Genomic DNA, 24,151 nt, shown 5'->3' with positions numbered 1-24,151 from the left:
CTCTTGAAGAACAAGTTTCTATTTTCAGTTTTTGTTTATTTTATTATTTTGGTTTTAATATTTTTAGGTTCATGGCAATTATATAGGTTAAGTTGGAAACTAGATTTAATCAATCAGATTGAAAACTCATTAAAAAATGAACCAGTTGAACTATCTAGTATTGAAGAGAAAAACTTTTTAAGGATTAAAACTTCAGGAAAAATAGATTTTCAAAAACAAATTTATTTATACAATCTAAATGAAAATGGCAAACCTGGATTCGAGGTGATCAATCCAATTTTAATTCATGATAAAAATTATTTAATTAATAGAGGGTGGATTCCGTTTGATAAAAAAAACAAATCTGAAATTAATTTAATTAATCAAAATAATATTATTGGCACTTTAAAAACTCAATCAAAGGCAAATTCTTTTAAACCAAAAAATGATATTGAAAAAAATTACTGGTTTACATTAAATCGAGATGATATTTTTAAATATACAGGCAAAAGGTTTTCAAAATATATAATTTATTTAAATGGCAATTATAGTTTGCCAAAACCTAAAGTGGTAACTGCTAAAATTTCTAACAATCATAAAAAATACGCAATTACCTGGTTTTCAATGGCGATTTCAATCCTTTTGATATATTTATATTTTAGAAAAAAAAATTATTAGATGGAATACATAAGTACTAGAAATAATAAAAAAACCTTTGAATTTAAGGATGTTTTTATAAAAGGCCTCGCAGATGATGGGGGTTTATTCATACCTCAATCTCTTCACAAAGTTGATATCAACAATTTTAGAGGGCTTAGGTATAATGATTTGGCAAAGAAAATTATTTATCCATTTATTGGTGACTTCATGACTGAAGCTGATTTAAATAAAATCATTGATAAATCTTATTCTGTTTTTAGAAAAAAAAATGTTGTTGATCTTATAAAAGTTGGAGATCGGTCTATACTTGAGTTATTTCATGGCCCTACATTAGCTTTTAAAGATGTTGCAATGCAACTTTTGGGTAATTTTTATGAATATTACTTAAACAATCAAAATGAAAAAATAAATATTGTCGTAGCTACTTCAGGAGATACTGGAGCGGCAGCTATTGATGCTATTAAAGGGAAAAAAAATATTAATATTTTTGTACTTCATCCACATAATAGAGTGTCGACAGTTCAAAGAAAGTTGATGACTACTGGAAAAGACAAAAATGTTTTTAATATCGCTGTGAATGGAAATTTTGATGATTGTCAAAATTTAGTCAAAACAATGTTTGCGGATAAAACTTTTTCAAATGATATCAAAATGTCAGGTGTAAATTCAATAAACTGGGCACGTATTATTGCTCAAAGTGTATATTATTTTTATAGCTATTTTTTAATTGAGGATGGCAAACGTCCAATCAATTTTTCAGTACCAACAGGAAATTTTGGTGATGTATATGCTGGATATCTTGCAAAAAAAATGGGCCTTCCAATTAATAAATTGATTGTTGCCACTAATCAGAATGACATCCTTCATAGAGCTATTTCAAAAGGAAGTTATGAAGTGGAAAATGTATCTGAAACATTATCTCCTAGTATGGATATACAAGTAGCAAGTAATTTTGAAAGACTACTTTATGATTTAAATGAAGGTGATGATTTGCAAACAATAGATGCAATGAAAAATATTAAAGAAGAAGAAAAATATACTATCAATCAAGAAAAATTAGATAAAATAAATGTAGATTTTTTATCTGCTCGAATGAGCGAAGAAGAGGTATTAAAAACAATTAGTAAGGTTTATGAAAAATTTAAAATTGTGTTAGATCCTCATAGTGCAATTGGTTATGGTGCTTTTGATAAAATCAATTTAGATGGCAATAATATAGTTTTAGCAACAGCTCATCCATGCAAATTTCCAGACGCAATTAAAAAAGCAATAAATCTAAATGAAGATCTACCTAAGGAATTAATGTTTATTATGGAGGAAAAAGAAAATTATAATATTCTTGATAATGACATTGAAAAAATCAAACAACACATAAAGGAAAGAATTTAATGCATATAAAAGAAAATGATCAAATTCCTAATGCAGATGTTTTTGTTATGGAGAATGGAGAACCTATTAAAAAAAACACTCAAACATTATTGAAGGATAAAAAAGTAGTTATTTTTGGCCTTCCTGGTGCATATACTTCAGTATGTTCTGCAAAACATCTTCCAGGATATGTAAATATGTTTGATCAATATAAGAAAAAAGGAATTGACCACATAATTTGTATTTCAGTGAATGATCCATTTGTAATGAGTGCGTGGGGCAAAGAACATAATGTTGAGAATAAGATATTAATGATCGGAGACCCATTTTTAAATTTTACTAAAGGAATTGGAGCTGATGTAGATAAAAGCGCAAGAGGACTTGGTATTAGATCTAACAGGTATACGATGTTAGTGGATAATTTAAAGATTATTAAATTACAAGAAGAGGCAGATACGGGATCTTGTGAAATTTCTGCTGCTGAAAACTTTATTAAACTAGTCTAAATTTGCAGCTTTTTTAGCCATTAAATCTACTTCTTCATTCATAGGATTTCCAGCATGAGCTTTCACCCAATTCCACTTTACATTTAAAGATTTATTTAAATTATATAATTCAACCCATAAGTCTTTATTTTTAACATCTTCTTTTTTTGATGTTTTCCAATTATTTGTGATCCACTTTTTTATCCACTCTGTTATTCCAAGTTTGACATATTGCGAGTTTGTATAAATTGTTATTAGTGAACTAGGATTCATCTCTCTTAATGCATTAATAGGTGCTAATAATTCCATTCTATTATTAGTAGTATTTTTTTCATTGCCACTAATTTTTTTTAATTTTCCATCTTCATTGATTATTGCCGCCCATCCACCATTACCAGGGTTTGTTAAACAAGAACCATCAGTATAGATTTCAATCATTAATTTAAATAATCTTTATAAGATTTTAAGTTATTATGTGTAATAAGTTTTTGATAATACTCATTAGGATCTTTAATTTTAATCAAAGCTGTACTGGGAGTATTTGAATAATCATACAATCTAGTTAAAAAATATCTTATTGCAGCACCCCTACATAAGATGTTCAATGATTTTTTTTCTTTTAATGAAATTTTCTTAACACTCTCGTAGCCCTTTATTAATTTATTAATTTTTTGCTTATTCATCACAAATTTTTTATTTTTATAGTCAAAACATAAAGCATTTATGCAGATAGCAATTTCATACATAAAGATATCATTTGCAGCAAAATAAAAGTCAATTACTCCAGACAATTTATCTTTATTAAAAAAAATATTATCTATAAATAAATCACCATGAATAACTCCTTGAGGGAGTTTCAAGGGCCAATTTTTTTTTATATCTTTTAAATTATTTGCTAAAAAATTTTGTAAATTATCAAATTTTTTTGATTTAAATTTTATACTTTTTAATAATGGTCCCAATTCTTTAATACCCATTGAATTTTTTCTTGATATATTTATTTTTTTAGTAATTTTATGGATGTTTGCAATTACTTTGCCTACTTCAAAACAATTATTTAAATTTAATTTAATCTTATCTTTTCCATTTAAGAAAGAAACAATACATGCTTTTTTATTTTTTAAATTTATTAAGTATGAGCCTTTTCTACTTTTAAGAGGTTTTGGACAATTAATATTTGAGTTATTTAATATCTCCATTAATTTCATAAAAAAAGGTATTTCTTTGTTTGAAACTCTTTTTTCAAAAATTGTTAAAATAAATTTATTTTTTTTTGTTTTTAATAAGTAATTTGTATTTTCAATTCCTTTCTTTATTCCTTTGAAATGGGTAATTTTTTCCATTTCAAACTGATCGTTAATTGAAACAATATCTTTCTTGTCAATCTTTGTATAAACAGCCATTTAATTTAATTTATTTGGGATTTTAAATACTACGTTTTCTTTAATTATCTCTACTTCATCTATCTTAATAGTAAATCTATTTTTTAATTCATTAATAAAATTATCTACTAATATTTCAGGCGCCGAAGCTCCAGATGAAATACCAATAGTATTTGAATTTTGAATTTTATCATAAGGTATTTCACTTTCTGAATGGATTAATACCGAATTTTCACAGCCAGATTTTTTAGCAACTTCTACAAGTCTGACTGAGTTTGAAGAATTTCTACTACCAATTATAAAAAACATATCACAATTTTTAGCTATATTTTTAACAGCCATTTGTCTATTTGTTGTTGCGTAACAAATATCTTCTTTTTGAGGTTCTATTATATTTTCAAATCTTTTTTTTAAAATGTGAATAATATCTTTTGTATCGTCTACAGATAAAGTTGTCTGGGTAACAAATGCAATTTTTTTATTATCTTTATTCTCATAATTTTTTGCCTCTTCTTCATTTTGTATAAGATCAATTGATCCTTCAGGTAGTTGACCCATAGTGCCTATAACTTCAGGGTGATTTTTATGACCAATTAAAATTATATGGTAGCCAGCTTTATTTAAATTTTCAGCCTCTCTATGCACTTTAGAAACAAGAGGACATGTTGCATCTACATAAGTCATATTATAATTTTTAGCATCTTCCGGTATTTTTTTTGGAACACCGTGAGCTGAAAAAATAACTGGTCTTGATTTATCATTTATTTCCTCAAGTTCTTCAACAAAAATTGCTCCTTTTTTTTTTAAATCATCAACAACAAATTTATTATGAACTATTTCGTGCCGCACATAAACTGGTGCACCGTATTTTTGAATTGATTTTTCTACAATTTCAATAGCTCTTTCAACACCAGCACAAAAACCACGTGGAGCTGAGAGCAAAACGTTTATTTCTTTATTTTTCATATTTTTCTAATAAATATTCGAGCAATATATGTGGAAAGGTTAAAGACGCCAAACCTATAAATATCACTTTTAAAATAGAACTGTTTAAATCATAAATATTGTTTAAAAAAAACAAACTTATTACACAGAAAATAGCCGTTAAAATTGTAAGTGGTAGTGCTTTTTTTAAAAATTTAATTAAACCATTATTAAAATCGAAATTATCTATTTCAAATATCAAAGAAATACTATGTCTTAAAGAATGTAAGAAACAAAAATATAATGTAAATGCTACTAATGGTGAAAGATAATAATTTAAAATGATAATTGAAAAATAATCTAAAAAAATAACAAATTTTTTAATTTCAAATTCTTTTATGAATAACAGAACACTTGATAAAGTACTTAAAACAATTCCAATCAAAAGGATTTTATTAGTTTCTATATAATCTAAGATTGTATAAAAAGTTTCATCTTCAACTAATAAAAATTTATATATAGCAACTGTTTCATCAAAATGAAAAAACATGGGTGCTAGAATAATCAGCGAACCTTTGAAAAAGTATAACAGTAGATTTATTGAATTGGTGTTTGTTGTTAAAAATTGAGTATCTTCTTTACCAAAATGATATGACGCAATGATTAAAAAAAGAAGTAAAGATATTACTGGCAACAAAACCCAAGCAATGATTATAAAAATAGCAAGCAATATGTATGAGACATAAAAGAAAAAAACATTTTTAATATCAAAAATTTTTAAAAGTCTTTTGCCTTTAATGTGGTCAAGAGATCCATGAGAAACCCCAATAACTAAAATGAGGAATAAGCAAATTAGAGGAGAGATTGAAAAATTCTTAGCCTTAAAAGCGATTAAAGAAATAATATTACAAAATAAAAAAAAAATAAAAGAATGGTTTAAGTTTATTCTTTTTATATTATTTATCATATTAAAAAAGTTGTCTCAAAAATTTTAATTTTGGCATTTTAGAAATAATTGACAGATCTTCCAGTAAATTACTTTTATTAGATAGAAAATTTATTACAGTTTCAGAAGGGCAGCCAAACATTTTAAAAAAAATTTGCCCCATATCTTTTGGATTATTTTTTAAAACTTTTAGAAATATATTATCTAAAAATTGGTATTTTTTACCTAGTGTAAATAAACTGTTATTTTGAATATTATCTAAATTTTTTCTTATATACTTGGAATGCTCTTGAATATTCAGAAATGTATATCCTGTGCTTAATCTCGTCATACCGCCCACTGTTCCAATATTAATTTGATTAGGCTTTTTAATATAATCTATATTAAATAAAGGTATTGCACCGACCTCTTTATAGTTAATTGTAAAATCTTTTATTTTTAAATGGTCTTTAATATAGTTATTTAGTTGCTCATCATAATTTTGAAGAGATGAATTTTTAAGATCTGAAATCCAGGTAGTTTCTACAAGTGCTTTTTTTTTTGAATATGGAAGTGTATAAAAAAAATGCACACTATCTTTTTGTTCACAATCAAAATCCATTAGATTGAATATTTCTTCATCAAAAAAGTCTTTCTTTGTCTCTATTTCAAAACCAGAAAAATGTTGCCATAGTTTCCCTTTACTATTTGCTGCACTTTCAACACTATTAAAAATAAATGAATTGTTGATATTTATTTCATTTAAATTTTTTAGGAAAAAAATATTTTTATTCTGTTTTAAAGATTTAATTGTTTTGTCGTAAAATAACCCACTATCAATTGTTTGGTAAGGAGTATTTTTGCATTCTAAATGCTTTGTATGACTTGGTATATTAATAGTAAAATTGGTCCAACTTTTTTTGACACAATCCTCAAAGTTATGAGAAAAAATTTTCCAAAAAGACCAAGTCTTATCTTTAGTATAATTATCTCTTGGCTCAATGATTGCCAAAGTTTTATCATTTAATTTTTGGTGAAGATTTAATTCATAGGCAAGAGATAAACCTGCACAGCCGCCTCCAATAATTATATAGTCAAATTCTTTCATCTAAATTTATTTCTTCCCTTATTAAAGAATGATTATGCTGAATATCATTATCACTTTTGTTAATCAAAAATAATTTAATTAGATCATACACTGAGTAAAAAGTTTCAATTATTTTTTCAATGCTAGTTACATAAATCTTACCTGATTTTTTATAATTTTCTAAATTTTTTTTTTTAAGAATCTTATAGCCAATTTTTTTATAAACTCTCCTTGCAACCAAAATAGCAAAACGAAAAGCAAATGGAATTTCTTTGATTGAATAGAATGAATTTTCATAATAACTTTCAGAAAGCTCTATAGTAGACCTTATTTCTTCAAAATTTAGATCAATGTAAGATCTTCCAAAATTAAGATCTTCAACAACATCCCTAGAAATATTTGTTAGTTGCATTGCAATACCAAGATCAATTGCTGATTTTAACGAATTTTTTTTATTCACTCTTAAAATTTTAGCCATCATTAAGCCAACTGTTCCTGCCACTCTATAGGAGTAGAGCAATAAATCTTTTTTTTTATGTAGTTTTATACTTTGCTGAATATCAGAATTTATTCCATCTAATAAATCATGAATGACTTTCATTGGAATATCAAACTCATTAATAAGTTGCCACATATTTTTAATAATAGGATCATCAAATTTTTTATTATTAAAATTATTTTGAAAATCTAAAAATTTTATTTTTTTTAGCTCAATTGTTTCATTGCTATCTGCAATATTATCAGCGACCCTGCAAAAATCATACAAAGCTGAACATTTTGAATAAGTTTTTTTTGGCAAGAAAAAACCTGCCCAATTAAATGATTTTGCGTATATCGATAAATAACTCTGACCTGCCATTATATGATTTTATCTAATACCTTCGCAGAAGACAACACACCTGGAACTCCTGCTCCAGGATGGGTTCCTGCTCCAACAAAGTAAAGACCATCATATATCTCTGATTTATTGTGAAATCTAAAGTAAGCTGATTGAGTAAATTTTGGTTGGATAGAAAAACCAGAACCATATTTAGTATTTAAGTCCTTTTCAAAGTAATCTGGCGTAAGATAAAAATCTTCTATAATATTTTCTTTAAGATTAGGCATTAAATCTTTTTCCATTTTATCTATCACTAATTTTTTCATCTTTTCGCCTTCAATATTCCAATCAATTTTTGATTGATTGTTGGGGACTGGGACCAACACATAAAAACAATCATTACCCTCGGGGGCCATTGACTTGTCAGTCGCTGTTGGTCGATGAAGATAATAACTAATATCTTCATTTAATTTTTTTTTGTTAAATATATTCTCTAGGTGTTCTTTATATTTATTACCAAACTTAATTGTGTGATGCTCAACGTTATCATAAACTTTTTTTGTTCCAAAATAATACACAAATAATCCCATAGAATATTCCATACGATTTTTTTTCCAATTAAATAAAAGTGAATTATTATTTCGACTCAATAATTTTTCGTAAACAGCCGGAGGATCTGCATTGCATATCACGTTATCAGCTTCTATAATTTTTTCATTGTTTATTTGAACACCAGAAATTTTGTTATTTTTTGAAATTATCTTGGTAACTTCACTTTCTTTCAATATATTTATTCCAACCTCATTCATTAATTTTTCGTAACTTTTTATAATATTTCCGGTCCCACCCATCGAATAATGAATCCCCCATTTTTTTTCTAGGTATAGAATTAGTCCGTAAATAGAGGTGGTTGAAAAAGGGTTTCCACCAACCAGAAGAGGGTGCATACTTAGCATTCTTCTTAATTTTTCACTTTTAATATACGAAGAAACTAGTGAATACACAGATTTATAACTTTTAAGTTTTAAAAGTGCAGGTAATTGTTGCATCATTACAAACGGTTTATCAAAAGGAACATCTGCAAGCTCCGTAAAACCTTTGTCAAAAATTTTTTTTGTAAAATTTACTAACCTTTCATAGCCTTTTACATCTTCTTTATTTATATTTTGAATTTGATTTTTCATTTCTGACTCATTTCCTGAGTAATCAAATTTTGTTTTATCTTCAAAAATAAATTGGTACCAAATTTTAAGAGGAGTAAGTTTAATATAATCCTTGGGATCCTTTTTAAATAAATCAAATAATTCGTTAATTAAATAGGGGGCTGTTATTACAGTTGGTCCACCGTCAAACGTAAAACCATTTTTTTTAAATACTCTTGCTCTTCCACCTAAGTCTGGATGCTTTTCTATTATTGTCACCTGATGACCTTTAGCTCTAAGCCTAAGTGCAGCTGCAATTCCACCAAATCCTGAACCAATAACTATAGAATTCATTTTAACAATTTATAGTTTTTTAAAATAATTGTAAGAATATTATGAGTTAATCTTTTTTAACTCTTTCTTAGTTTCATCTAAGTTTTTTTGAAATACCGCGTCAAGTTTAGATTTATCAACAGAAGTTGTGATAATTTTTTTAACTGAGTCTACCGCAATTTTAATTGACGCATCTTTAATTTCTTTAATCGCTGCCTCTTTCATTTGGCTTATTTTATTTTCAGCTAAATTCTTTTTAATTTCAGATGATTTATGAAATTTATCATTTAGCTCAATTATTAATTTGTCGGAATCTTTTTTTGCTTCATCTAAAATTTCATTACTTATTGTTTGTGCTGTATCTAATTTATTCTGCGCATTATCTAGCAATGTTTTTGCCTCAGTTCTTAGTTTTTCACTTTCACCAATTTCATTTTTGATATCAGAAATCATTTTATCTAACATCTCGGTAACTTTCTGAGGAATTTTAAGATAAATTAAAGCTCCAAAAAAAATTACAAATGAAACTGCTACCCAAAAAGTTGCATCAATTGCCATAATATTTATCTCCACTTCTTCTTGATAAATCATCTACAATTGCTGAAATACTACTGTTATTCACCTCAGCACCAATAAGTTTTTGGATCAATTCTGATGAAGTCTCAATTGCTATCTTATTAATTTTATCAGGCGCACTTTTTTGTAGTTCTTTTATTTCTTGTTCTGACTTGCCAATTTCATCATCAATTTGCTTATCTAGAACGTTTTTTTTAGCACTAATATCTTTTAATGCTTTTTCTCTTGCTTGATTAAAAATATTTTTTGCTTCCATCTTACTTTTTGAAACAATTTCTTCATATTCTTTAAGCTTTTCTTCACTATTTTGTCTTTGTTTCTCTGCAGCCTCAATATTTTCTAAAATCTGTGATTTTCTAGACTTTAGGTTGTCACTAATTTTTGGAAGTATTAATTTTGATAAAACTATATACAAAATTCCAAAAGTTAGAGTTAACCAAAAGATTTGTGAAATCCAAAATTCTGGATTTAATTGAGGCATACCTCCGCTCTCAGCTGCAAAAGCTTCCAATGAAAAAAGGAAGCTAAAAAATATTGACTGAAAATATATTTTTTTAATCATTAAATTTAAAACGCAAATAGAATGATTAATGCAACTACTAATCCAAATAATCCTGTTGCTTCTGCAAGTGCAAAACCTAAAAGCAAATTAGGAAATTGTTTTTGTGCTGCAGATGGATTTCGCATCGCACCTGATAAATAATTTCCAAAAATTATTCCTATACCAACACCGGCACCAGCCAAAGCTATTGCTGCTAGACCTGCTCCGATCATTTTTGCTGCTTCTAATTCCATTATATCCTCCTATGTTAATTAATGGTGTAAATTTAATGCATCATTTAAATAGATGCAGGTTAAAATTGCAAAAACATACGCTTGAAGAAAAGCAACTAAGATCTCCAAACCTGTTAATGCAACCGAAAAACTCAGTGGAAGCCATCCACCAACTATTCCAAGACTTATTACAAAGCCTCCGAAAACTTTCATCATTGTATGACCTGCCATCATGTTAGCAAACAATCTAACTGACAAACTTATTGGTCTACTTAAGTAAGAAATTATTTCTATAACTACAATCAGCGGAAGTAGTACTGCAGGAACCCCACTTGGCACAAATAGTTTTAAATATCCAAAACCATGTTTCATAAATCCAATAATGGTTACACCTATAAAAATAAATGCAGCTAAAACAAATGTTACAATGATATGACTAGTAACAGTGAAAGTATACGGTATCATTCCAAACATGTTGCAAAAGAGCACAAACATAAAAAGTGAAAATATAAATGCAAAATATGGTTTTGCTTTAAGGCCAGCTGTATCGCTAATCATTTTTGAAACAAATGTATAACTAAGTTCTGCTAGCAGTTGGATTTTATTTGGTATTAATGAATTTTTTTTTGATCCAAGATTAAAAATTAATAGAATTGCAACTGAACTAATAATCATAAACAAACTTGCATTTGTAAATGAAATATCAAATGTGCCTATTTTAATTTCTGGCCCAATTCTGTGCACATTGAATTGAGTCATTGGATTTGATGCCATAAATTTTATCTATTTTTGCATATTTTTTGCAGATCTAATTACGTTGGTAATTCCAGCAACCACACCCACAAAAAAAAATATTAATATAAACCAGGGTTTAGTACCAAAGGTCTTGTCAAAAATAAACCCAATAATTGTCCCTACAGCCACAGCTGATACTAATTCTGTGCTCAATTTGAAGGCAGTTCCAATAGATGATGGATTATCCTTTTTATTATAGAGATTTTTCTTTGAAATTTTACTTTTTGCAATCTCTAAGCGAGTTTTGAACGGATCTTTTGGCATTTATATAGTTTAGGCAACCATACTCTCTGCTTTTTGTAAATCAACAGCTACTAGCTGACTTATACCTTTTTCTGGCATAGTTACCCCATAAAGTCTATTCATTTTAGACATCGTTAGAGCGTGGTGAGTTACAATAATAAATTTTGTATTAGTAATTTTAATTAGTTCCTCAAGTAAATTACAAAACCTTGTGACGTTAGCATCATCAAGAGGGGCATCAACCTCATCTAATACACAGATAGGAGATGGGTTAGTTAAAAAAACTGCAAAAATTAAAGATAAAGCAGTAAGCGCTTGTTCACCACCAGAAAGTAATGTTATTGATTGAAGTCTTTTGCCTGGAGGGCTAACTAGCATTTCTAATCCTGCTTCTAACGGATCATCAGAGTCGACTAATTCTAATTTAGCATTTCCACCATTAAAAAGTTTTGTATACACTTCGTTAAATTTTCTATTAACTTTCTCAAAAGCCTCAATTAATCTTTCTCTTCCTTTTTGATTTAGTTCATTAATGCTATCTTTTAATTTTACTATTGCTGTCACTAAGTCTGAACGATCTTGTTCCATTTTTTTAATTTCATCTTCATATTTACTAGTTTCTTCATCAGCTTTTAAATTAACAGACCCTAAACTTTCTCTTTCTTGTTTTTTTTTGTCTAAAGCATCTTCTTGATCAATTGCATCTGGCAATTCTTCAGCACCAAATAAATTAGAATTATCTAAAATATTATCTTCAGATAAATTTAATTCAGAATTTATTCTATCTAATAAATCACTTTTTCTTTTTTGGAGACCTTCTATTGTTGCTCCCGAACTTGCTTTTCTTTCTCTAATTTGAATAGATTGTTCTTGAATTTCATTTAACTCATTTCTTAATGTTTCTATTTTATTATCAGTCTCTTCAATAATTGCGTCGTTATCAATTTTTTCTTTATCAGAAATTCTTAAATTTTCAGAAATTTGACCTTTTCTTTCTGCTTGAACTCTTGGTTGATTGTCTAGTTCTTTTAATTGAGCAGAAAGTTTATTTTTTCGTTCAGTCAATTCAGCAACCATTTTTTCTGAATTTGATAATAAGTTTTTCCAACTTTCAATTTCAGTTTCAATTGTTTTAATTCTTTCATTGCGTTTAATTGACTCATTTTTGATTGATTGATTTTTACTATATGCATCAGCATATTTTTCTTGAAGTTGTTTTATATTTTGTGACTTTTCATTTACACTTAATAGTTCATGTCTGCTTTTTTCATTTTTTAAATCATTTAAAAAATTATCAAGTTCAATGTTGCATCTGTCTAGCAATGTAACTGCTTGATTGATTTCATTGATATCAATTAATTCTTTAACTCTATTAATAGAGTTTTTAACGTTTTTAATGGGTCCTAAGCTTGTATTTATGCTTCCTTCCGCAATATTATTTACGACTTCGTCTACAGCTTCCTGTTCTTTTTTAAGTTCTTTCTTGGCATTTTCTAAGTCTTCATTAGATAGTTTTTCAGTTTCAAAATATTTAGAATCTACTTCTATTAGATCTGCTTTTTCCTCTTTAAGTCTTTTTTCATTTGAATTAGCATCTATGATAATTCCTCTTTCTCTATTTATATCTTCATCAAGAGTTTTTATTGATTTACTGATAGACTCTATTTCATCTTGTGTTCTAGTGTTTTCTTCGTCTAAACTTTGTAGTTCAAGATTAAGCCTTTGAATTCTGGACAAGTTCTCAATATTTTTTTCTCTCAGAGGAGATACTTTTTCAGTTGCTGTTTTTATTAAATTTTCAAGTTCAGCTATTTTATTATTAAATCCTTCTACTTCTCCTCCTGCTTCATTATTAATCTCATTTTCAATTTTAATCTCTTTATCAATCTCTAATAATTTTAAGTAATATAATCCTGCTTCAATTTTTTTAATTTCTTCAGAAATTAATTTGTATTTTGTAGCTTCCTCTGCTTGTTTTTGAAGATTAGCCAATTGTTTTTCTTGTTGTCTTCGTAACTCATCTGCTCTTTTAAGATTGTTTTCTGCAGCTCCTAATCTTAGTTCAGCTTCATGTCTTCTCACATGTAAACCAGAAATTCCTGCGGCTTCCTCTAAAATTGCTCTTCGATCAGTTGGTTTTGCAGTCACTAATGCTCCAATACGTCCCTGACTAATCATGGAAGGAGAGTGAGCACCAGTTGAGAGATCTGCAAAAAACATTTGAGCATCTCTAGCTCTTACTTCTTTATCGTTAATATAAAATTTCGAACCCTTATCTTTTTCAATTTTTCTTCTAACACTTATTTGATCTAGTTCACGGTATTGGACAGGTCCTTCATTGTTTTTATTTTCTACATCAATAGAGACTTCCGCAATATTTTTGGAGGCTTTATTAGAAGTGCCATTAAAGATCACATCTTCCATTCCAGAGCCACGCATACTTTTTGCAGATGTTTCTCCCATCACCCATCTCAAAGATTCAACAATATTAGATTTTCCACATCCGTTAGGACCCACTATTCCAGTAAGTCCATCTTCAATTAGAAAATTGGTTTTATCTGCAAAAGATTTAAATCCATTTAATTGGATTTTTTTAAACTCCATGCACTAACTTATATCAGTTTTTCTAAAGCTTTTTTTAAATTTTTATAAGTAAGAGTTTTCTCAAATTTTTTGTTATTTATGACTATCGTAGGAGTAGAATTTACTTTAAAGTTTTTAGTTCCATCTATTCGATCATTTAAAACAAAATCTTCTATTTCTTTATTATTTATGCATTTTTCAAAATTTAGATCAAAACCTTCACTAGTTAGAAATTTTTGAAGATTTTCATTCGCTTCCTTTACGGAACTACCCTTTACCCATTTTTGCTGGTTGGCATATAAACTATTTAAAATTGCCGAATCACCATCATTTTTGCATTGTGAAACTTTAGAGGCATTGAAGGCTGCAGCATCTAATGGAAAATGTCTGAATTCAATTTTAGCTAAACCCGTATCAAGATATTCTTTTTTTAATTGAGGAAATACATCTTTGTGAAAATTTGCACAGTGGCTACAAGTTAAAGACTCGAATGCGATGATAGTTATTTTTGCATCTTCATTGCCAACAAATATTCTTTTTATTTCTTCTGCATTGATACTTGAGATAGTGCTAAAAAATATAAGAGTAAAAGCTAAAATTTTTTTCATTTATTTTTAAATACCTTGGTTAATTCGATAAGTGATTTTTTTATTTTGTCATTCTTAACATTATTAATTTTATCTTGGTATTTATTAATTGCGACATTTTCTTGTTTAGTTTCTTTCTTAGTAAAAATTTTTTGTTCATCATCAAAACTTATAAATTTAAGCTTTTCAATTACTGTATAACCAAAAAAGCTATTCATCTTATCCATTATGTCTTTTTTTGAATACTCTATATCAACCTCATGGCCTCGTTTGACCATTATAAGCAAGGTGCTTACCCCAAACTTGTTCGCGTTTTTAAATGTTTTTGGGTAACAAACTTTAAACAAATCCTCACCAACTATATATTTCCAGTTACCTAATGTTTCAGAATAAATATGTCCTTTTTTATTTATAATTTTTTTTACATTCTTTGGCAAAGTGTCTTTGAATGATCTTAAACCTTGAATGGTTTTACTTCTCTGCTTAGTATTACCTTTAAATTGCATATGAAAGAATTAATTATAACAAATAAAATTCTCAATTGGTATGATATTCATAAAAGGACATTGCCTTGGAGAAAAAAAACTTCCTTAAATAAAAAGCAATATTATACGTTGGTTAGCGAATTTATGTTGCAACAAACACAAGTTGCAACTGTGATCCCATATTTTAATAGATTTATAAAACATATTCCTAATCTAGAAGCTCTTGCTATATATGATGATCAAAAATTAATGAAGCTATGGGAAGGTCTTGGTTATTATTCGAGAGTTAAAAATTTAAAAAAAACCGCTCAAATTGTTATTAAAGCTTTCAATAAAAATTTACCTGATAATATTTTAGATCTTAAGTCACTACCTGGAATAGGAGATTATACAGCTAGCGCTATTATGGCCATCGCCTTTAATAAACCTATTATTCCATTAGATGGTAATATTGAAAGAGTTTTAAAAAGATACCTATATTTAAAAAATGAAAATCAAATTCATAAAGATAATTTAGTTAAACAGAAAAAAATACTTGGCACGTCTTTAAGATCTAGTGATTATGCCCAAGCCTTGATGGAATTAGGGGCGTTAATATGTAAACCAATAAATCCTTATTGTGAAAGATGTCCTATTTCAGGTAAATGTAAATCTTTCAAAAAAAAGGATTTTGTTTTGACTAAGTTTAAAAAGAATAACAAAGAAAAATATTATTTACTTAATGTTTATAAAAAAGATAAAAAATATTTATTAGTTAAAAACAAAAATTTTAATTTTTTAAGAAATTTGGATATTTTTCCAATGCAAGAAATTATTAAACCAAAAAACTTTGATCATAATTTAAATTTTAAAATGTCTAATATGAATATGAATATTAAAATTCAGACTAATAAGTCAAATAAACCTTTACCTTTTTCTTATTGGATAGATCCTAAAAAATTAAAAAAATATACACTACCAACTTTTACAAAAAAAATTGTTTCCTATTTGGAAAATCATTCATGAAAAAAATTGCAATAATTGGAGCAGGTATTTCAGGTTTATTTATTGCAAATCTATTAAAAGAAAATCAAAATTATCAGATAACTATTTATGAAAAAAATACCTTAATTAATTTAGATGAGGGATACGGAATACAGTTATCAACCAACAGTATCAAACTGCTTAATGAGATTGGATTTGATGATTTAGAAAATAAAGATAAATTTCACCCTGAAAAAATTGATTTTTATACAATCAAACCAGAAAAAAAAATATGTAATCTAGATATTTCAGATTTTAATTCTGAAGATTGCAAATACACAACGCTTAAAAGATCTAAATTAGTTGAATTTTTAAAAGACAGATTAAACAATAATATAATTAAGTATGATCACAGTATTGAAAAAATTGAAAAAAATGATGATCAAATATATTTAACCTTTAATAAAAATCATAAAGCAATTTGTGACAATTTAATTATTTCTGATGGTGTTTTTTCAAAAGGTAAATCATTAATTTCTAATAATGAGATAAAGTCTTCATATAACAATTCCATTGCTATTAGGGGCAATATTTCAAGAAATAAACTTCAGAATTTAAATGAAAATAATATTTCTTTATTTATGGGAAATAATTTTCATTATGTGATTTATCCAGTGAATAAAGATAAAGAAAATTATAATTTTATTGGAGTTTTGAAGCATCAATTAACAGCAAAAGAACTAGACAATTTCAGCCTTTTTAAGGAAGAAACTTTTATTAAAGGCATTAAAGATAAAATACAAAATGAATTTTCAATTAATATCCTAGAAAATATTAATAATATTAAATGCTTCCCAGTTTTTGTTAGCAAAGGTTATCTCAAACCAGGTAAAAATATATTTTTACTCGGAGATGCATTTTTTGCTTTCCCACCTTCATTTGCTCAAGGGGCATCACAATCGATTGAAGGTGCATCAGAGTTATTTGATAATATTATAAATAATAAAAAAAATTTTTATGATAACAGAGTCACAAAAGTGAAAATGATTAACAACAGATCAAAATTAAATCAATTTGCTTTTCACGTGTCCAATCCAGTGGTAATTTTTTTTAGAAATTTCAGCTTAAGAATACTAACGAAAAATAAGAAATTTTTAGAAAATTATTTAGGTAAAATTTATAAGAATTAACTTTTTGCAATTAATCTTTGTCTTAGATAATCAATCGGATGTATTCTTCCATTGATGTCACAATGCCAATAAGTCCAACCGTTACAACTTTCAGCTCCTAAAATAGTGGCTGCAACTTTATGTATGGAGCCTTCAGCCTGATTATGTTTAATACTACCATCGGCCATAATTCTCGCAGTTATTTTCTTTTTATTATCGAAAATGTTAGTACCAGGTTTGATTATTCCAAGCTCAACCAGAGAACCAAAAGGAATTCTTGGTTTTGATCTATTATTTTTGAGTGTATCTAGTAAATCATCTTCAATAGGTTTTGTATTTTTTAATCTTTGTTCTGCTGCCTTAAAATAACTCTTTTCTTTTTCAATACCAAAATAATTTCTACCCAATTTCTTTGCGACTGTTGCTGTGGTTCCAGATCCTAAAAATGGGTCTAAGATCATGTCATCTTTATTAGAAGATGCTAATAACACCCTATGAAGAAGAGACTCTGGTTTTTGTGTCGAGTGTACTTTTTTGCCATTTTTCTTTAGTCTCTCAGAACCATTACAAATTGGTAAATTCCAATCAGATCTCATTTGAAGATCATCGTTTAAACATTTTAATGATTGATAATTGAATGTGTATTTTGATTTTTCACTTTTTGAAGCCCAAATTAAAGTTTCATGCGCATTAGTAAACCTTGTCCCTCTAAAATTAGGCATAGGATTATTTTTGTTCCAAATGACATCATTTAAAATCCAAAAACCCAGGTTTTGTATTGCTGTTCCAACTCTAAATATATTGTGATAACTCCCAATAACCCAAATAGCTCCATCTTTTTTTAAAATTCTTTTACATTCAGTTAACCATTGATAAGTGAAGTCGTCATATTTTTTAAAATTTTCAAATTGATCCCATTTATCGTTTACCGCACTAACTTTTGAACGATCTGGTCTAGTCAATTCACTTTTTAGCTGTAAGTTGTATGGAGGGTCTGCAAAAATTAAATCAAAAGTTTCACTTGGAATTTTTTTTAATTCTTCAAGACTGTCGCCGTTAATAATCTTATTTTTAAATTCACTTTTCATTTGTAAAAATTAATTAGACTCCAGATGGATTCTTCAGTCAACCTAGGATTGAATTATTTGGATTCGATATGTGTTCAGTGAGTAGTAGATAACTATATATTGTGTGTCTTAAATCTAGATATCGGGGAAAAAGTTTTTCTATGATGCTTGTTAATACCAAGTTTTTTAATTGCCTTTAAATGTTGTTTAGTTCCATAGCCAAAATTTTGATCCCAACCATATCCGTTATTATTTTTAGCAAGTGTAGATATAAATTTATCCCTTGAAACTTTGGCAATTATAGAAGCAGCAGAGATAGACGGAATTTTTTGATCACCTTTAATTACAGCTTTTAAATTATAATTTTTTAAATCTGGAATTTTATTTCCATCAATTAAAATATGAGATGGTTTTATTTTGAGCTTTTTTATAGCTCTTTTCATTGCTAATAAACTTGCTTGTAATATGTTTATTTTATCTATCTCTTTAACTGACGCTTTGCCAATTGCCCAAGTTGAATTTTTTTTAATATAATTAGACAATAACTCTCTTTTATCTTTAGCAATTGATTTAGAGTCTTTAAGTAATTTTATATCAATTGAACTATTTAGAATTACTGCAGCAGCATAAACAGGACCCATTAGACTTCCTCTTCCAACTTCATCAACTCCTGCAGTAATTTTCATTAAATATTTATTTTTAAATCTTGAATTTTTTGTCTAATTCTTTTCAAATCTTCCCAAGAATATTTTTTATTTTCTGGAAATCTGATTAAATATGATGGATTGAACGTAATCATTACTGGATAGGTTTTATTTTTTAATATCACTTCTTTCCATTTTCCTCTTTCAGAGGATATTTTAGTATTTATACCCGTAACAGCTTCCATTGCAGAACTTCCCATTAAAATAACAATCTTTGGGTTAATAATAGATATGTGTTCTTTAAGAAAAACTGAGTATCTTTTAACTTCCACAGATGTAGGTTTTCGATCTTCCGGTGGTCGAAAATTTATTGCATAACTACAATAAATATCTTTTCTTTTTATATTAATCGCTAAAAGCATTTTGTTTAATAGTTCGCCAATTTCTCCCTTAAATGGCATACCGGATTTATCTTCTTCAATTCCTGGAGCTTCACCTATGAGCATAATAGAACTGTTTATATTGCCATCTCCCAAAACAAGATTTTGTGAATTATTTTTTAGATTACAATTTTCAATTGAATTTAATTGCTTTTTCAAACCATTCAGTAATTCAGTTTTATCAGTTTGATTTTCTTCTAAAATAGTTTCTGTAAACTTAAATCTATTAATAGGCTTATTTTTAAATACAAAATTTGGTTCTATTGTATTTATTAATTCTTCGTCGAATTTGCCTTTTTGATTTATCACTTTTTTAGTCATACAATGATTAAATGTTTAATAAACTAATAAAACTATTTGTTATTCTAGGTCTATTCTATCAGACACCAGTATATTCTAAAAGCGCTAGTTTTAATGAGTTTAATTCAAGAGATTTATCAAATTATTTTTCAGGAATTATTGCGTTTGAAAATAAGGATAATTCTGATGCATTAAAATTTTTTAACGCATCTAAGATATTGTTAAATAAACATGATGCATATTTAAAACGATATTCTTTTTCTTTAGTTTTAGAAAATAAAGTCGCTCAAGCTATTAATGTAATTAAAAATAGTAGCAATAATGAAAATTTAGATTTTTTTGAAGCTTATCTACTTTTAATAGCTGATAGTTTGAAAAAGAATAATTTAAATCAAGCTGAAAAGTATTTAAATCTAAGTTTACAATTTCAGAATGAAAATAGATTTAATTTTGTAATATATGAAACATTAAGACAATATCTCTACACCTTTAAAAATAAAAAAACTTTATTTAATAAAAAAAATTTTGGTAATATTTCAATTATAAATCAAGCATTTCTAGGATGTTATTTGAAAAAAGAAAATACCAGATCATCTTTTTTAAATTTAATAAATAATCCTGATGGAGATTATTCAAGATATATATTTTTTTATATAAATTATTTGATCGAAAATAATCAAATTGAAGAAGCTAAAGCAGTTACCGATCAACTTGAATATATAAGCTCTACAATTCTCTTATCCCAAAGCAAAAGCTGGGTAGATGGTAAAAAATTTAAAGAATTTGGTAAAATTTTTTCATGCAATAATCACAATGATATTGTCAGTGAGTTTTTATTTTTAATTTCTAATTTGTACTCCTCTCAAGAGGATATTGAAAAATCAAATTTCTATTTAAATCTTTCTAATTATTTAAATCCGAAATTTATTTTAAACTCATCACTTGTTGCTGAAAATTTTTACTTAAATGGAGAAAATGACAAGGCAAAAAAAATATTAAGTATTTTTGATAAAAAATATGAATTTTATTATTGGTTTAGGCTAAAAAAAGAAGCTCAAATTATTATTAAAGATAAAGGGTATGAAGAAGGGATAGATTATTTAAGCTCAAAATTTAGTAAAATTAAAAATCCAAACCAGAAGATGGTTTTTGATATTGCAAATTTTTATAAAAATTCAAAAAATTATAAAAAAGCAAATGAATATTACACTAAAATTATTTCATCCTTGGATGATAACTCAGAGATCAAATCTGATTTATTATATAGAAGAGGTGGTAGTTATGAACGATTAGGGAATTATCAAAAAGCAGATGAAGATTTAAAATATTCATTAAAAATTAACCCAGATGATGCTTATGTTTTAAATTACTTGGCTTATTCATGGTTGGAACGTGATTATAAAATTGAAGAAGCAATGCAAATGTTGGAAAAAGCATATGCTTTAAGAAGTAATGATCCCTATATTACAGACTCAATAGGGTGGGCGTATTATTTGATAGAAAATTATATTGAAGCAGAAAAATATATAAAAAAAGCAGTTGAACTAATGCCCGAAGATCCAACTGTTAATGATCACTATGGCGATATTTTGTGGAAATTAAATAGAAATATTCAAGCCAGATATTTTTGGAACTATGTCCTAAGTTTAGATGATGCAGATGAAGACATTAAAAAAAAGATAAATATAAAAATGATAGAAGGTCTCAACAATTCTTGATGAAAATCCATGAAGTAAAATCATTTGCCAAGATCAATTTAGCTTTACATGTTACTGGCAAACTATCCAACCTTCACAAAATTGAGAGTGTTGTTAATTTTATTGAATTACATGATAAGATATTTATTAAAAAAATTAATAGCGATAAACACAATATTTCTTTCATAGGTAATTTTTCTAAAAATATAAAAAAAGATAATACAGTTAGTAAACTATTTAAAGTTTTGGAGGAAAAAAAAATTTTAAATAATAAAAAATTTCAAATTAAGATTAAAAAAAATATACCTCACGAAGCAGGTCTTGGGGGAGGGTCGATGAACGCCGCTACAATTTTAAATTTTTTAATTCAAAAAAATTTTATTAAGATTAATCAAAAAAAAATTTTACAAATTTCAAAATTAATTGGTTCTGATGTAATTTTGGGTATTAATCCAAAGAGTGCAATTTTATTATCAAATGGGATTGTTAAAAAATTTTCAAAAACTTCTAGGTTTAATATTTTACTTATCCGTCCAAATTTTGGATGCTCTACAAAAAAAATTTATTCAGGAGTAAAAAATTTTAGTAAGCCTATATTGAATAATCCTAGAAAAAATATGATGAATTTAAAGTCTTTGTTAAAATATAAAAATGACTTAGAAAAAATTGCATTTACAAAATACCCAAAGCTTAAAATGTTAAAATCTTTTTTAGAAAATTTAAATCAACCCTTATTTGTAAGAATGACTGGATCTGGTTCAGTTATAGTTGCGTATTATCAAAAAAAACAAGATTGCAAATTAGCAAAAGTTAGATTTAAAAGAAAATTTAAAAATTATTGGTGCAATACATCAAAAACTATATAAATTTTATTTTTTTGTGTTATATGAAAACTAGATTGGGGCGTAGCCAAGTGGTAAGGCACTGGTTTTTGGTACCGGCATCCTAGGTTCGAATCCTAGCGCCCCAGCCACATATGGATAACTTTTTAGATAAAATTTTTTTTAGATCTCGTAATCTTGATTATATAAGTCAAAATCTTATTGATTTAACAAATCAAACTCCTGCAAATAAAATTTTTGAGGCACTTAATACTTACTCTCATAATAGTGAAGTGAGATACGTTGGAGGCTGTGTAAGAAAAATTATTAAAAAACAAATTGTGGATGATATTGATTTGGCAACAAATTTAAAACCAAGTGAAATTTGTGATGCTCTAAAAAAAAAGAAATAAATTATTATGAAACTGGTATTGAGCACGGAACAGTCACTGCGATAATCGATAATAATAAATATGAAATTACTTCTTTGAGAAAAGATATTTCTACAGATGGACGACATGCAAAAGTAGAATTTTCTATCGATTGGAAGGAAGATGCGGCTAGAAGAGATTTTTCCATTAATTCAATTTATTCAGATAAAGATGGAAATTTGTTTGATCCTTATAATGGCAAGAAAGATCTTGAAGAAGGTAATGTTAATTTTATTGGAGATGCAGAAAGTAGAGTAAAAGAAGATTACTTACGTATTCTTAGGTACGTAAGATTTTTTATAAATTATTCTAATCAAAACCATGATCCAAAAATAATTAAGATTATTAAAAAAAATATTGGTGGTGTCTCCAAATTATCATCAGAAAGATTGTTGGACGAATTAAAAAAATTAACAAAATCAAATGCATTCTTAGAAATATTTGAAGACAATACTTGTTTAGAGTTAATAAACATAATTTTTCCTCAACTTAAAAACTTAGATAACTTTAGGAAATTAAATTCTCATGCTAAAGACAATTTGTCTAAAGTTGATTTTATTTTTCTACTGTCATTAATGATAGTTGATGGAACAGATAATGCTGATTATTTTATTTATAAATTTAATTTATCTAAAAAAGATCAAAAAAGATTAAAGTCAATTGACTTTTTTTATAAAGAAAATGTAAATATTAAATATTTTAATGAAAAGAACTTTAATAAAATTTTTTATTATAATGGTAAACAAACTGTACTTGATATTATTAATTTTAAATTATTCTCACCTGCTAAAGTTGAAAAAAAATTACTAAAATTAATAGAAATTTATAAAAATAAAATTCTCCCTACTTTTCCAATAAGTGCAAAAACAATAATGGCAAAATATAATATTCCTGAAGGTAAGATGTTAGGTAGTAAACTTAAGTTGATAGAAGAAACATGGGTTCAAAATAGTTTCCAAATCTCAGAAAAACAAATACAAAAAATTATTAAAAGTTAAATATATTTAACATCTTTTATTTCAAAATTTTTAACTCCAGCAGGAGTCGTAATTTCTACTAGATCATTTTTATTTTTCCCAATTAGACCTTTGCCTATTGGTGACTGGAAAAAAATTAGCTTTTGTTTTAAATCAGCTTCGTCTTTGCCAACAATTTTATAGTTAATTTTTTCACCATTATCTAGGTTCTCTAGAAATACTGTAGAACCAAAGATTATTTTTCCATCATTATTTAATTTTGTAACATCGATGACGTTAGCTCTCGCAATAATGTCATTTATTTCTGTTATTCTTCCCTCGTTGTGAGATTGTTCTTCTTTTGCAGCATGATATTCTGCATTTTCCTTAAGATCTCCATGTGACCTAGCTTCTGCAATTGCAGCTACAATCTCAGGTCTCTTTTTTTCTTTTAAAAAAACTAATTCTTCTTTTAGTTTATTCAATCCATTCAAAGTTACCGGTTCTTTATCCAT

At 27.0% G+C, this 24,151-nt stretch carries 28 protein-coding genes and 1 tRNA gene; 10 read left to right on the top strand and 19 right to left on the bottom strand.

Annotated features, from left to right (window positions below; all coding sequences use genetic code 11):
* Positions 1-3 precede the first annotated feature (3 nt).
* Genes ACIJYF_RS06185 through ACIJYF_RS06175 form a run of 3 tightly spaced genes read left to right on the top strand, consistent with a single transcriptional unit; the run spans position 4 to position 2,513 of the window.
* A complete protein-coding gene (locus tag ACIJYF_RS06185) occupies positions 4-657 on the top strand; it encodes an SURF1 family protein (RefSeq protein ID WP_435116098.1) in 654 nt (217 codons plus the stop codon).
* Positions 658-2,028 carry a threonine synthase gene (gene thrC / locus ACIJYF_RS06180; protein WP_435116096.1) on the top strand — a complete coding sequence of 457 codons (1,371 nt, stop codon included), beginning with the start codon at positions 658-660 and terminating at the stop codon, positions 2,026-2,028.
* A complete protein-coding gene (locus tag ACIJYF_RS06175) occupies positions 2,028-2,513 on the top strand; it encodes a peroxiredoxin (protein ID WP_435116094.1) in 486 nt (161 codons plus the stop codon). The genes thrC and ACIJYF_RS06175 overlap by 1 nt, the downstream gene beginning before the upstream one ends.
* On the opposite strand, the gene rnhA is transcribed toward ACIJYF_RS06175, so the two are convergent.
* The 15 genes from rnhA to ACIJYF_RS06100 are packed head-to-tail and all read right to left on the bottom strand — an operon-like array spanning position 2,505 to position 15,169.
* On the bottom strand, positions 2,505-2,930 hold the full coding sequence (rnhA, locus tag ACIJYF_RS06170) for a ribonuclease HI (RefSeq protein ID WP_435116092.1): 426 nt from the start codon (positions 2,928-2,930) through the stop codon (positions 2,505-2,507). The two genes, ACIJYF_RS06175 and rnhA, sit on opposite strands and share 9 nt — an antisense overlap.
* Entirely contained in the window at positions 2,930-3,895 is a 966-nt protein-coding gene (locus ACIJYF_RS06165; protein ID WP_435116090.1) for a homoserine kinase, read from the bottom strand. Before ACIJYF_RS06165 ends, rnhA begins: the two co-directional genes overlap by 1 nt.
* Positions 3,896-4,840 (bottom strand): 4-hydroxy-3-methylbut-2-enyl diphosphate reductase, encoded by a 945-nt coding sequence (gene ispH, locus ACIJYF_RS06160; RefSeq protein WP_435116088.1) that lies wholly within the window; start codon positions 4,838-4,840, stop codon positions 3,896-3,898.
* Complete coding sequence (locus ACIJYF_RS06155; RefSeq protein WP_435116086.1) at positions 4,830-5,765, bottom strand: Brp/Blh family beta-carotene 15,15'-dioxygenase; 936 nt, start codon at positions 5,763-5,765, stop codon at positions 4,830-4,832. The genes ispH and ACIJYF_RS06155 overlap by 11 nt, the downstream gene beginning before the upstream one ends.
* A gap of 1 nt (position 5,766) precedes the next feature.
* Entirely contained in the window at positions 5,767-6,831 is a 1,065-nt protein-coding gene (locus ACIJYF_RS06150; protein WP_435116084.1) for a lycopene cyclase family protein, read from the bottom strand.
* Complete coding sequence (locus ACIJYF_RS06145; protein ID WP_435116082.1) at positions 6,818-7,669, bottom strand: phytoene/squalene synthase family protein; 852 nt, start codon at positions 7,667-7,669, stop codon at positions 6,818-6,820. The genes ACIJYF_RS06150 and ACIJYF_RS06145 overlap by 14 nt, the downstream gene beginning before the upstream one ends.
* Positions 7,669-9,126, bottom strand: a complete 1,458-nt coding sequence (gene crtI / locus ACIJYF_RS06140; RefSeq protein ID WP_435116080.1) for a phytoene desaturase family protein — start codon at positions 9,124-9,126, stop codon at positions 7,669-7,671. Before crtI ends, ACIJYF_RS06145 begins: the two co-directional genes overlap by 1 nt.
* A 39-nt stretch (positions 9,127-9,165) precedes the next feature.
* Positions 9,166-9,696 carry a F0F1 ATP synthase subunit B family protein gene (locus ACIJYF_RS06135; RefSeq protein ID WP_435116078.1) on the bottom strand — a complete coding sequence of 177 codons (531 nt, stop codon included), beginning with the start codon at positions 9,694-9,696 and terminating at the stop codon, positions 9,166-9,168.
* Positions 9,653-10,243 (bottom strand): F0F1 ATP synthase subunit B family protein, encoded by a 591-nt coding sequence (locus tag ACIJYF_RS06130; protein ID WP_435116076.1) that lies wholly within the window; start codon positions 10,241-10,243, stop codon positions 9,653-9,655. The genes ACIJYF_RS06135 and ACIJYF_RS06130 overlap by 44 nt, the downstream gene beginning before the upstream one ends.
* A gap of 5 nt (positions 10,244-10,248) precedes the next feature.
* Complete coding sequence (locus tag ACIJYF_RS06125; RefSeq protein ID WP_006997791.1) at positions 10,249-10,476, bottom strand: F0F1 ATP synthase subunit C; 228 nt, start codon at positions 10,474-10,476, stop codon at positions 10,249-10,251.
* A gap of 18 nt (positions 10,477-10,494) precedes the next feature.
* Positions 10,495-11,229 carry a F0F1 ATP synthase subunit A gene (locus ACIJYF_RS06120; protein ID WP_435116074.1) on the bottom strand — a complete coding sequence of 245 codons (735 nt, stop codon included), beginning with the start codon at positions 11,227-11,229 and terminating at the stop codon, positions 10,495-10,497.
* 9 nt (positions 11,230-11,238) lie between these two features.
* Positions 11,239-11,514, bottom strand: coding sequence for an AtpZ/AtpI family protein (locus tag ACIJYF_RS06115; RefSeq protein ID WP_435116072.1), 276 nt, complete (start codon positions 11,512-11,514; stop codon positions 11,239-11,241).
* A gap of 9 nt (positions 11,515-11,523) precedes the next feature.
* Complete coding sequence (locus tag ACIJYF_RS06110; RefSeq protein ID WP_435116070.1) at positions 11,524-14,097, bottom strand: chromosome segregation SMC family protein; 2,574 nt, start codon at positions 14,095-14,097, stop codon at positions 11,524-11,526.
* A gap of 8 nt (positions 14,098-14,105) precedes the next feature.
* Complete coding sequence (locus tag ACIJYF_RS06105; protein WP_435116068.1) at positions 14,106-14,684, bottom strand: thioredoxin domain-containing protein; 579 nt, start codon at positions 14,682-14,684, stop codon at positions 14,106-14,108.
* Entirely contained in the window at positions 14,681-15,169 is a 489-nt protein-coding gene (locus tag ACIJYF_RS06100; RefSeq protein WP_435116066.1) for a DUF721 domain-containing protein, read from the bottom strand. Before ACIJYF_RS06100 ends, ACIJYF_RS06105 begins: the two co-directional genes overlap by 4 nt.
* On the opposite strand from ACIJYF_RS06100, the gene ACIJYF_RS06095 reads away from it, so the two are divergent.
* Positions 15,170-16,153 (top strand): A/G-specific adenine glycosylase, encoded by a 984-nt coding sequence (locus tag ACIJYF_RS06095; protein ID WP_435116064.1) that lies wholly within the window; start codon positions 15,170-15,172, stop codon positions 16,151-16,153.
* Positions 16,150-17,301, top strand: a complete 1,152-nt coding sequence (locus tag ACIJYF_RS06090; RefSeq protein WP_435116062.1) for an NAD(P)-binding protein — start codon at positions 16,150-16,152, stop codon at positions 17,299-17,301. The genes ACIJYF_RS06095 and ACIJYF_RS06090 overlap by 4 nt, the downstream gene beginning before the upstream one ends.
* Here the strand turns inward: ACIJYF_RS06090 and ACIJYF_RS06085 are convergent.
* From ACIJYF_RS06085 to ACIJYF_RS06075, 3 genes are all read right to left on the bottom strand, one after another.
* Positions 17,298-18,368, bottom strand: coding sequence for a site-specific DNA-methyltransferase (locus ACIJYF_RS06085; RefSeq protein WP_435116061.1), 1,071 nt, complete (start codon positions 18,366-18,368; stop codon positions 17,298-17,300). The genes ACIJYF_RS06090 and ACIJYF_RS06085 overlap by 4 nt on opposite strands.
* A 92-nt stretch (positions 18,369-18,460) precedes the next feature.
* Positions 18,461-19,033 (bottom strand): ribonuclease HII, encoded by a 573-nt coding sequence (locus ACIJYF_RS06080; protein ID WP_435116059.1) that lies wholly within the window; start codon positions 19,031-19,033, stop codon positions 18,461-18,463.
* Positions 19,033-19,752: a uracil-DNA glycosylase gene (locus ACIJYF_RS06075; protein WP_435116057.1), complete on the bottom strand. Its 720-nt coding sequence runs from the start codon at positions 19,750-19,752 to the stop codon at positions 19,033-19,035. Before ACIJYF_RS06075 ends, ACIJYF_RS06080 begins: the two co-directional genes overlap by 1 nt.
* Before the next feature lie 11 nt (positions 19,753-19,763).
* On the opposite strand from ACIJYF_RS06075, the gene ACIJYF_RS06070 reads away from it, so the two are divergent.
* The 5 genes from ACIJYF_RS06070 (at position 19,764) to ACIJYF_RS06050 (ending at position 23,678) form a co-directional block, all read left to right on the top strand.
* Entirely contained in the window at positions 19,764-21,449 is a 1,686-nt protein-coding gene (locus ACIJYF_RS06070) for a tetratricopeptide repeat protein (protein ID WP_435116055.1), read from the top strand.
* Positions 21,449-22,294 (top strand): 4-(cytidine 5'-diphospho)-2-C-methyl-D-erythritol kinase, encoded by an 846-nt coding sequence (locus ACIJYF_RS06065; RefSeq protein ID WP_435116053.1) that lies wholly within the window; start codon positions 21,449-21,451, stop codon positions 22,292-22,294. The genes ACIJYF_RS06070 and ACIJYF_RS06065 overlap by 1 nt, the downstream gene beginning before the upstream one ends.
* Before the next feature lie 33 nt (positions 22,295-22,327).
* A tRNA-Gln gene (locus ACIJYF_RS06060) sits at positions 22,328-22,401 on the top strand.
* Positions 22,402-22,404: 3 nt separating this feature from the next.
* Positions 22,405-22,662 (top strand): hypothetical protein, encoded by a 258-nt coding sequence (locus ACIJYF_RS06055; protein ID WP_435116051.1) that lies wholly within the window; start codon positions 22,405-22,407, stop codon positions 22,660-22,662.
* Entirely contained in the window at positions 22,659-23,678 is a 1,020-nt protein-coding gene (locus ACIJYF_RS06050) for a CCA tRNA nucleotidyltransferase (protein WP_435117993.1), read from the top strand. Before ACIJYF_RS06055 ends, ACIJYF_RS06050 begins: the two co-directional genes overlap by 4 nt.
* Here ACIJYF_RS06050 and greA read toward each other — a convergent pair.
* Complete coding sequence (greA, locus tag ACIJYF_RS06045; protein WP_435116049.1) at positions 23,675-24,151, bottom strand: transcription elongation factor GreA; 477 nt, start codon at positions 24,149-24,151, stop codon at positions 23,675-23,677. The genes ACIJYF_RS06050 and greA overlap by 4 nt on opposite strands.

This window comes from Candidatus Pelagibacter bacterium nBUS_49 (assembly GCF_051200925.1).
Taxonomy (GTDB): domain Bacteria; phylum Pseudomonadota; class Alphaproteobacteria; order Pelagibacterales; family Pelagibacteraceae; genus Pelagibacter.
Note: the sequence above shows the minus strand (reverse complement) of the source record. Positions and strands in the feature narration are given on the sequence as shown.

Coding starts and splice junctions, on each gene's coding strand:
- rnhA (WP_435116092.1), bottom strand. CDS start 2,930: ATGATTGAAATCTATACTGATGGTTCTTGTTTAACAAACCCTGGTAAT.
- ACIJYF_RS06080 (WP_435116059.1), bottom strand. CDS start 19,033: ATGAAAATTACTGCAGGAGTTGATGAAGTTGGAAGAGGAAGTCTAATG.
- ACIJYF_RS06055 (WP_435116051.1), top strand. CDS start 22,405: ATGGATAACTTTTTAGATAAAATTTTTTTTAGATCTCGTAATCTTGAT.
- ispH (WP_435116088.1), bottom strand. CDS start 4,840: ATGAAAAATAAAGAAATAAACGTTTTGCTCTCAGCTCCACGTGGTTTT.
- ACIJYF_RS06125 (WP_006997791.1), bottom strand. CDS start 10,476: ATGGAATTAGAAGCAGCAAAAATGATCGGAGCAGGTCTAGCAGCAATA.
- crtI (WP_435116080.1), bottom strand. CDS start 9,126: ATGAATTCTATAGTTATTGGTTCAGGATTTGGTGGAATTGCAGCTGCA.
- ACIJYF_RS06165 (WP_435116090.1), bottom strand. CDS start 3,895: ATGGCTGTTTATACAAAGATTGACAAGAAAGATATTGTTTCAATTAAC.
- ACIJYF_RS06100 (WP_435116066.1), bottom strand. CDS start 15,169: ATGCAATTTAAAGGTAATACTAAGCAGAGAAGTAAAACCATTCAAGGT.
- ACIJYF_RS06075 (WP_435116057.1), bottom strand. CDS start 19,752: ATGACTAAAAAAGTGATAAATCAAAAAGGCAAATTCGACGAAGAATTA.
- ACIJYF_RS06105 (WP_435116068.1), bottom strand. CDS start 14,684: ATGAAAAAAATTTTAGCTTTTACTCTTATATTTTTTAGCACTATCTCA.
- ACIJYF_RS06085 (WP_435116061.1), bottom strand. CDS start 18,368: ATGAAAAGTGAATTTAAAAATAAGATTATTAACGGCGACAGTCTTGAA.
- ACIJYF_RS06070 (WP_435116055.1), top strand. CDS start 19,764: ATGTTTAATAAACTAATAAAACTATTTGTTATTCTAGGTCTATTCTAT.
- ACIJYF_RS06115 (WP_435116072.1), bottom strand. CDS start 11,514: ATGCCAAAAGATCCGTTCAAAACTCGCTTAGAGATTGCAAAAAGTAAA.
- ACIJYF_RS06120 (WP_435116074.1), bottom strand. CDS start 11,229: ATGGCATCAAATCCAATGACTCAATTCAATGTGCACAGAATTGGGCCA.
- ACIJYF_RS06130 (WP_435116076.1), bottom strand. CDS start 10,243: ATGATTAAAAAAATATATTTTCAGTCAATATTTTTTAGCTTCCTTTTT.
- ACIJYF_RS06095 (WP_435116064.1), top strand. CDS start 15,170: ATGAAAGAATTAATTATAACAAATAAAATTCTCAATTGGTATGATATT.
- ACIJYF_RS06090 (WP_435116062.1), top strand. CDS start 16,150: ATGAAAAAAATTGCAATAATTGGAGCAGGTATTTCAGGTTTATTTATT.
- ACIJYF_RS06155 (WP_435116086.1), bottom strand. CDS start 5,765: ATGATAAATAATATAAAAAGAATAAACTTAAACCATTCTTTTATTTTT.
- ACIJYF_RS06135 (WP_435116078.1), bottom strand. CDS start 9,696: ATGATTTATCAAGAAGAAGTGGAGATAAATATTATGGCAATTGATGCA.
- ACIJYF_RS06175 (WP_435116094.1), top strand. CDS start 2,028: ATGCATATAAAAGAAAATGATCAAATTCCTAATGCAGATGTTTTTGTT.
- ACIJYF_RS06145 (WP_435116082.1), bottom strand. CDS start 7,669: ATGGCAGGTCAGAGTTATTTATCGATATACGCAAAATCATTTAATTGG.
- thrC (WP_435116096.1), top strand. CDS start 658: ATGGAATACATAAGTACTAGAAATAATAAAAAAACCTTTGAATTTAAG.
- ACIJYF_RS06110 (WP_435116070.1), bottom strand. CDS start 14,097: ATGGAGTTTAAAAAAATCCAATTAAATGGATTTAAATCTTTTGCAGAT.
- ACIJYF_RS06150 (WP_435116084.1), bottom strand. CDS start 6,831: ATGAAAGAATTTGACTATATAATTATTGGAGGCGGCTGTGCAGGTTTA.
- greA (WP_435116049.1), bottom strand. CDS start 24,151: ATGGATAAAGAACCGGTAACTTTGAATGGATTGAATAAACTAAAAGAA.
- ACIJYF_RS06065 (WP_435116053.1), top strand. CDS start 21,449: ATGAAAATCCATGAAGTAAAATCATTTGCCAAGATCAATTTAGCTTTA.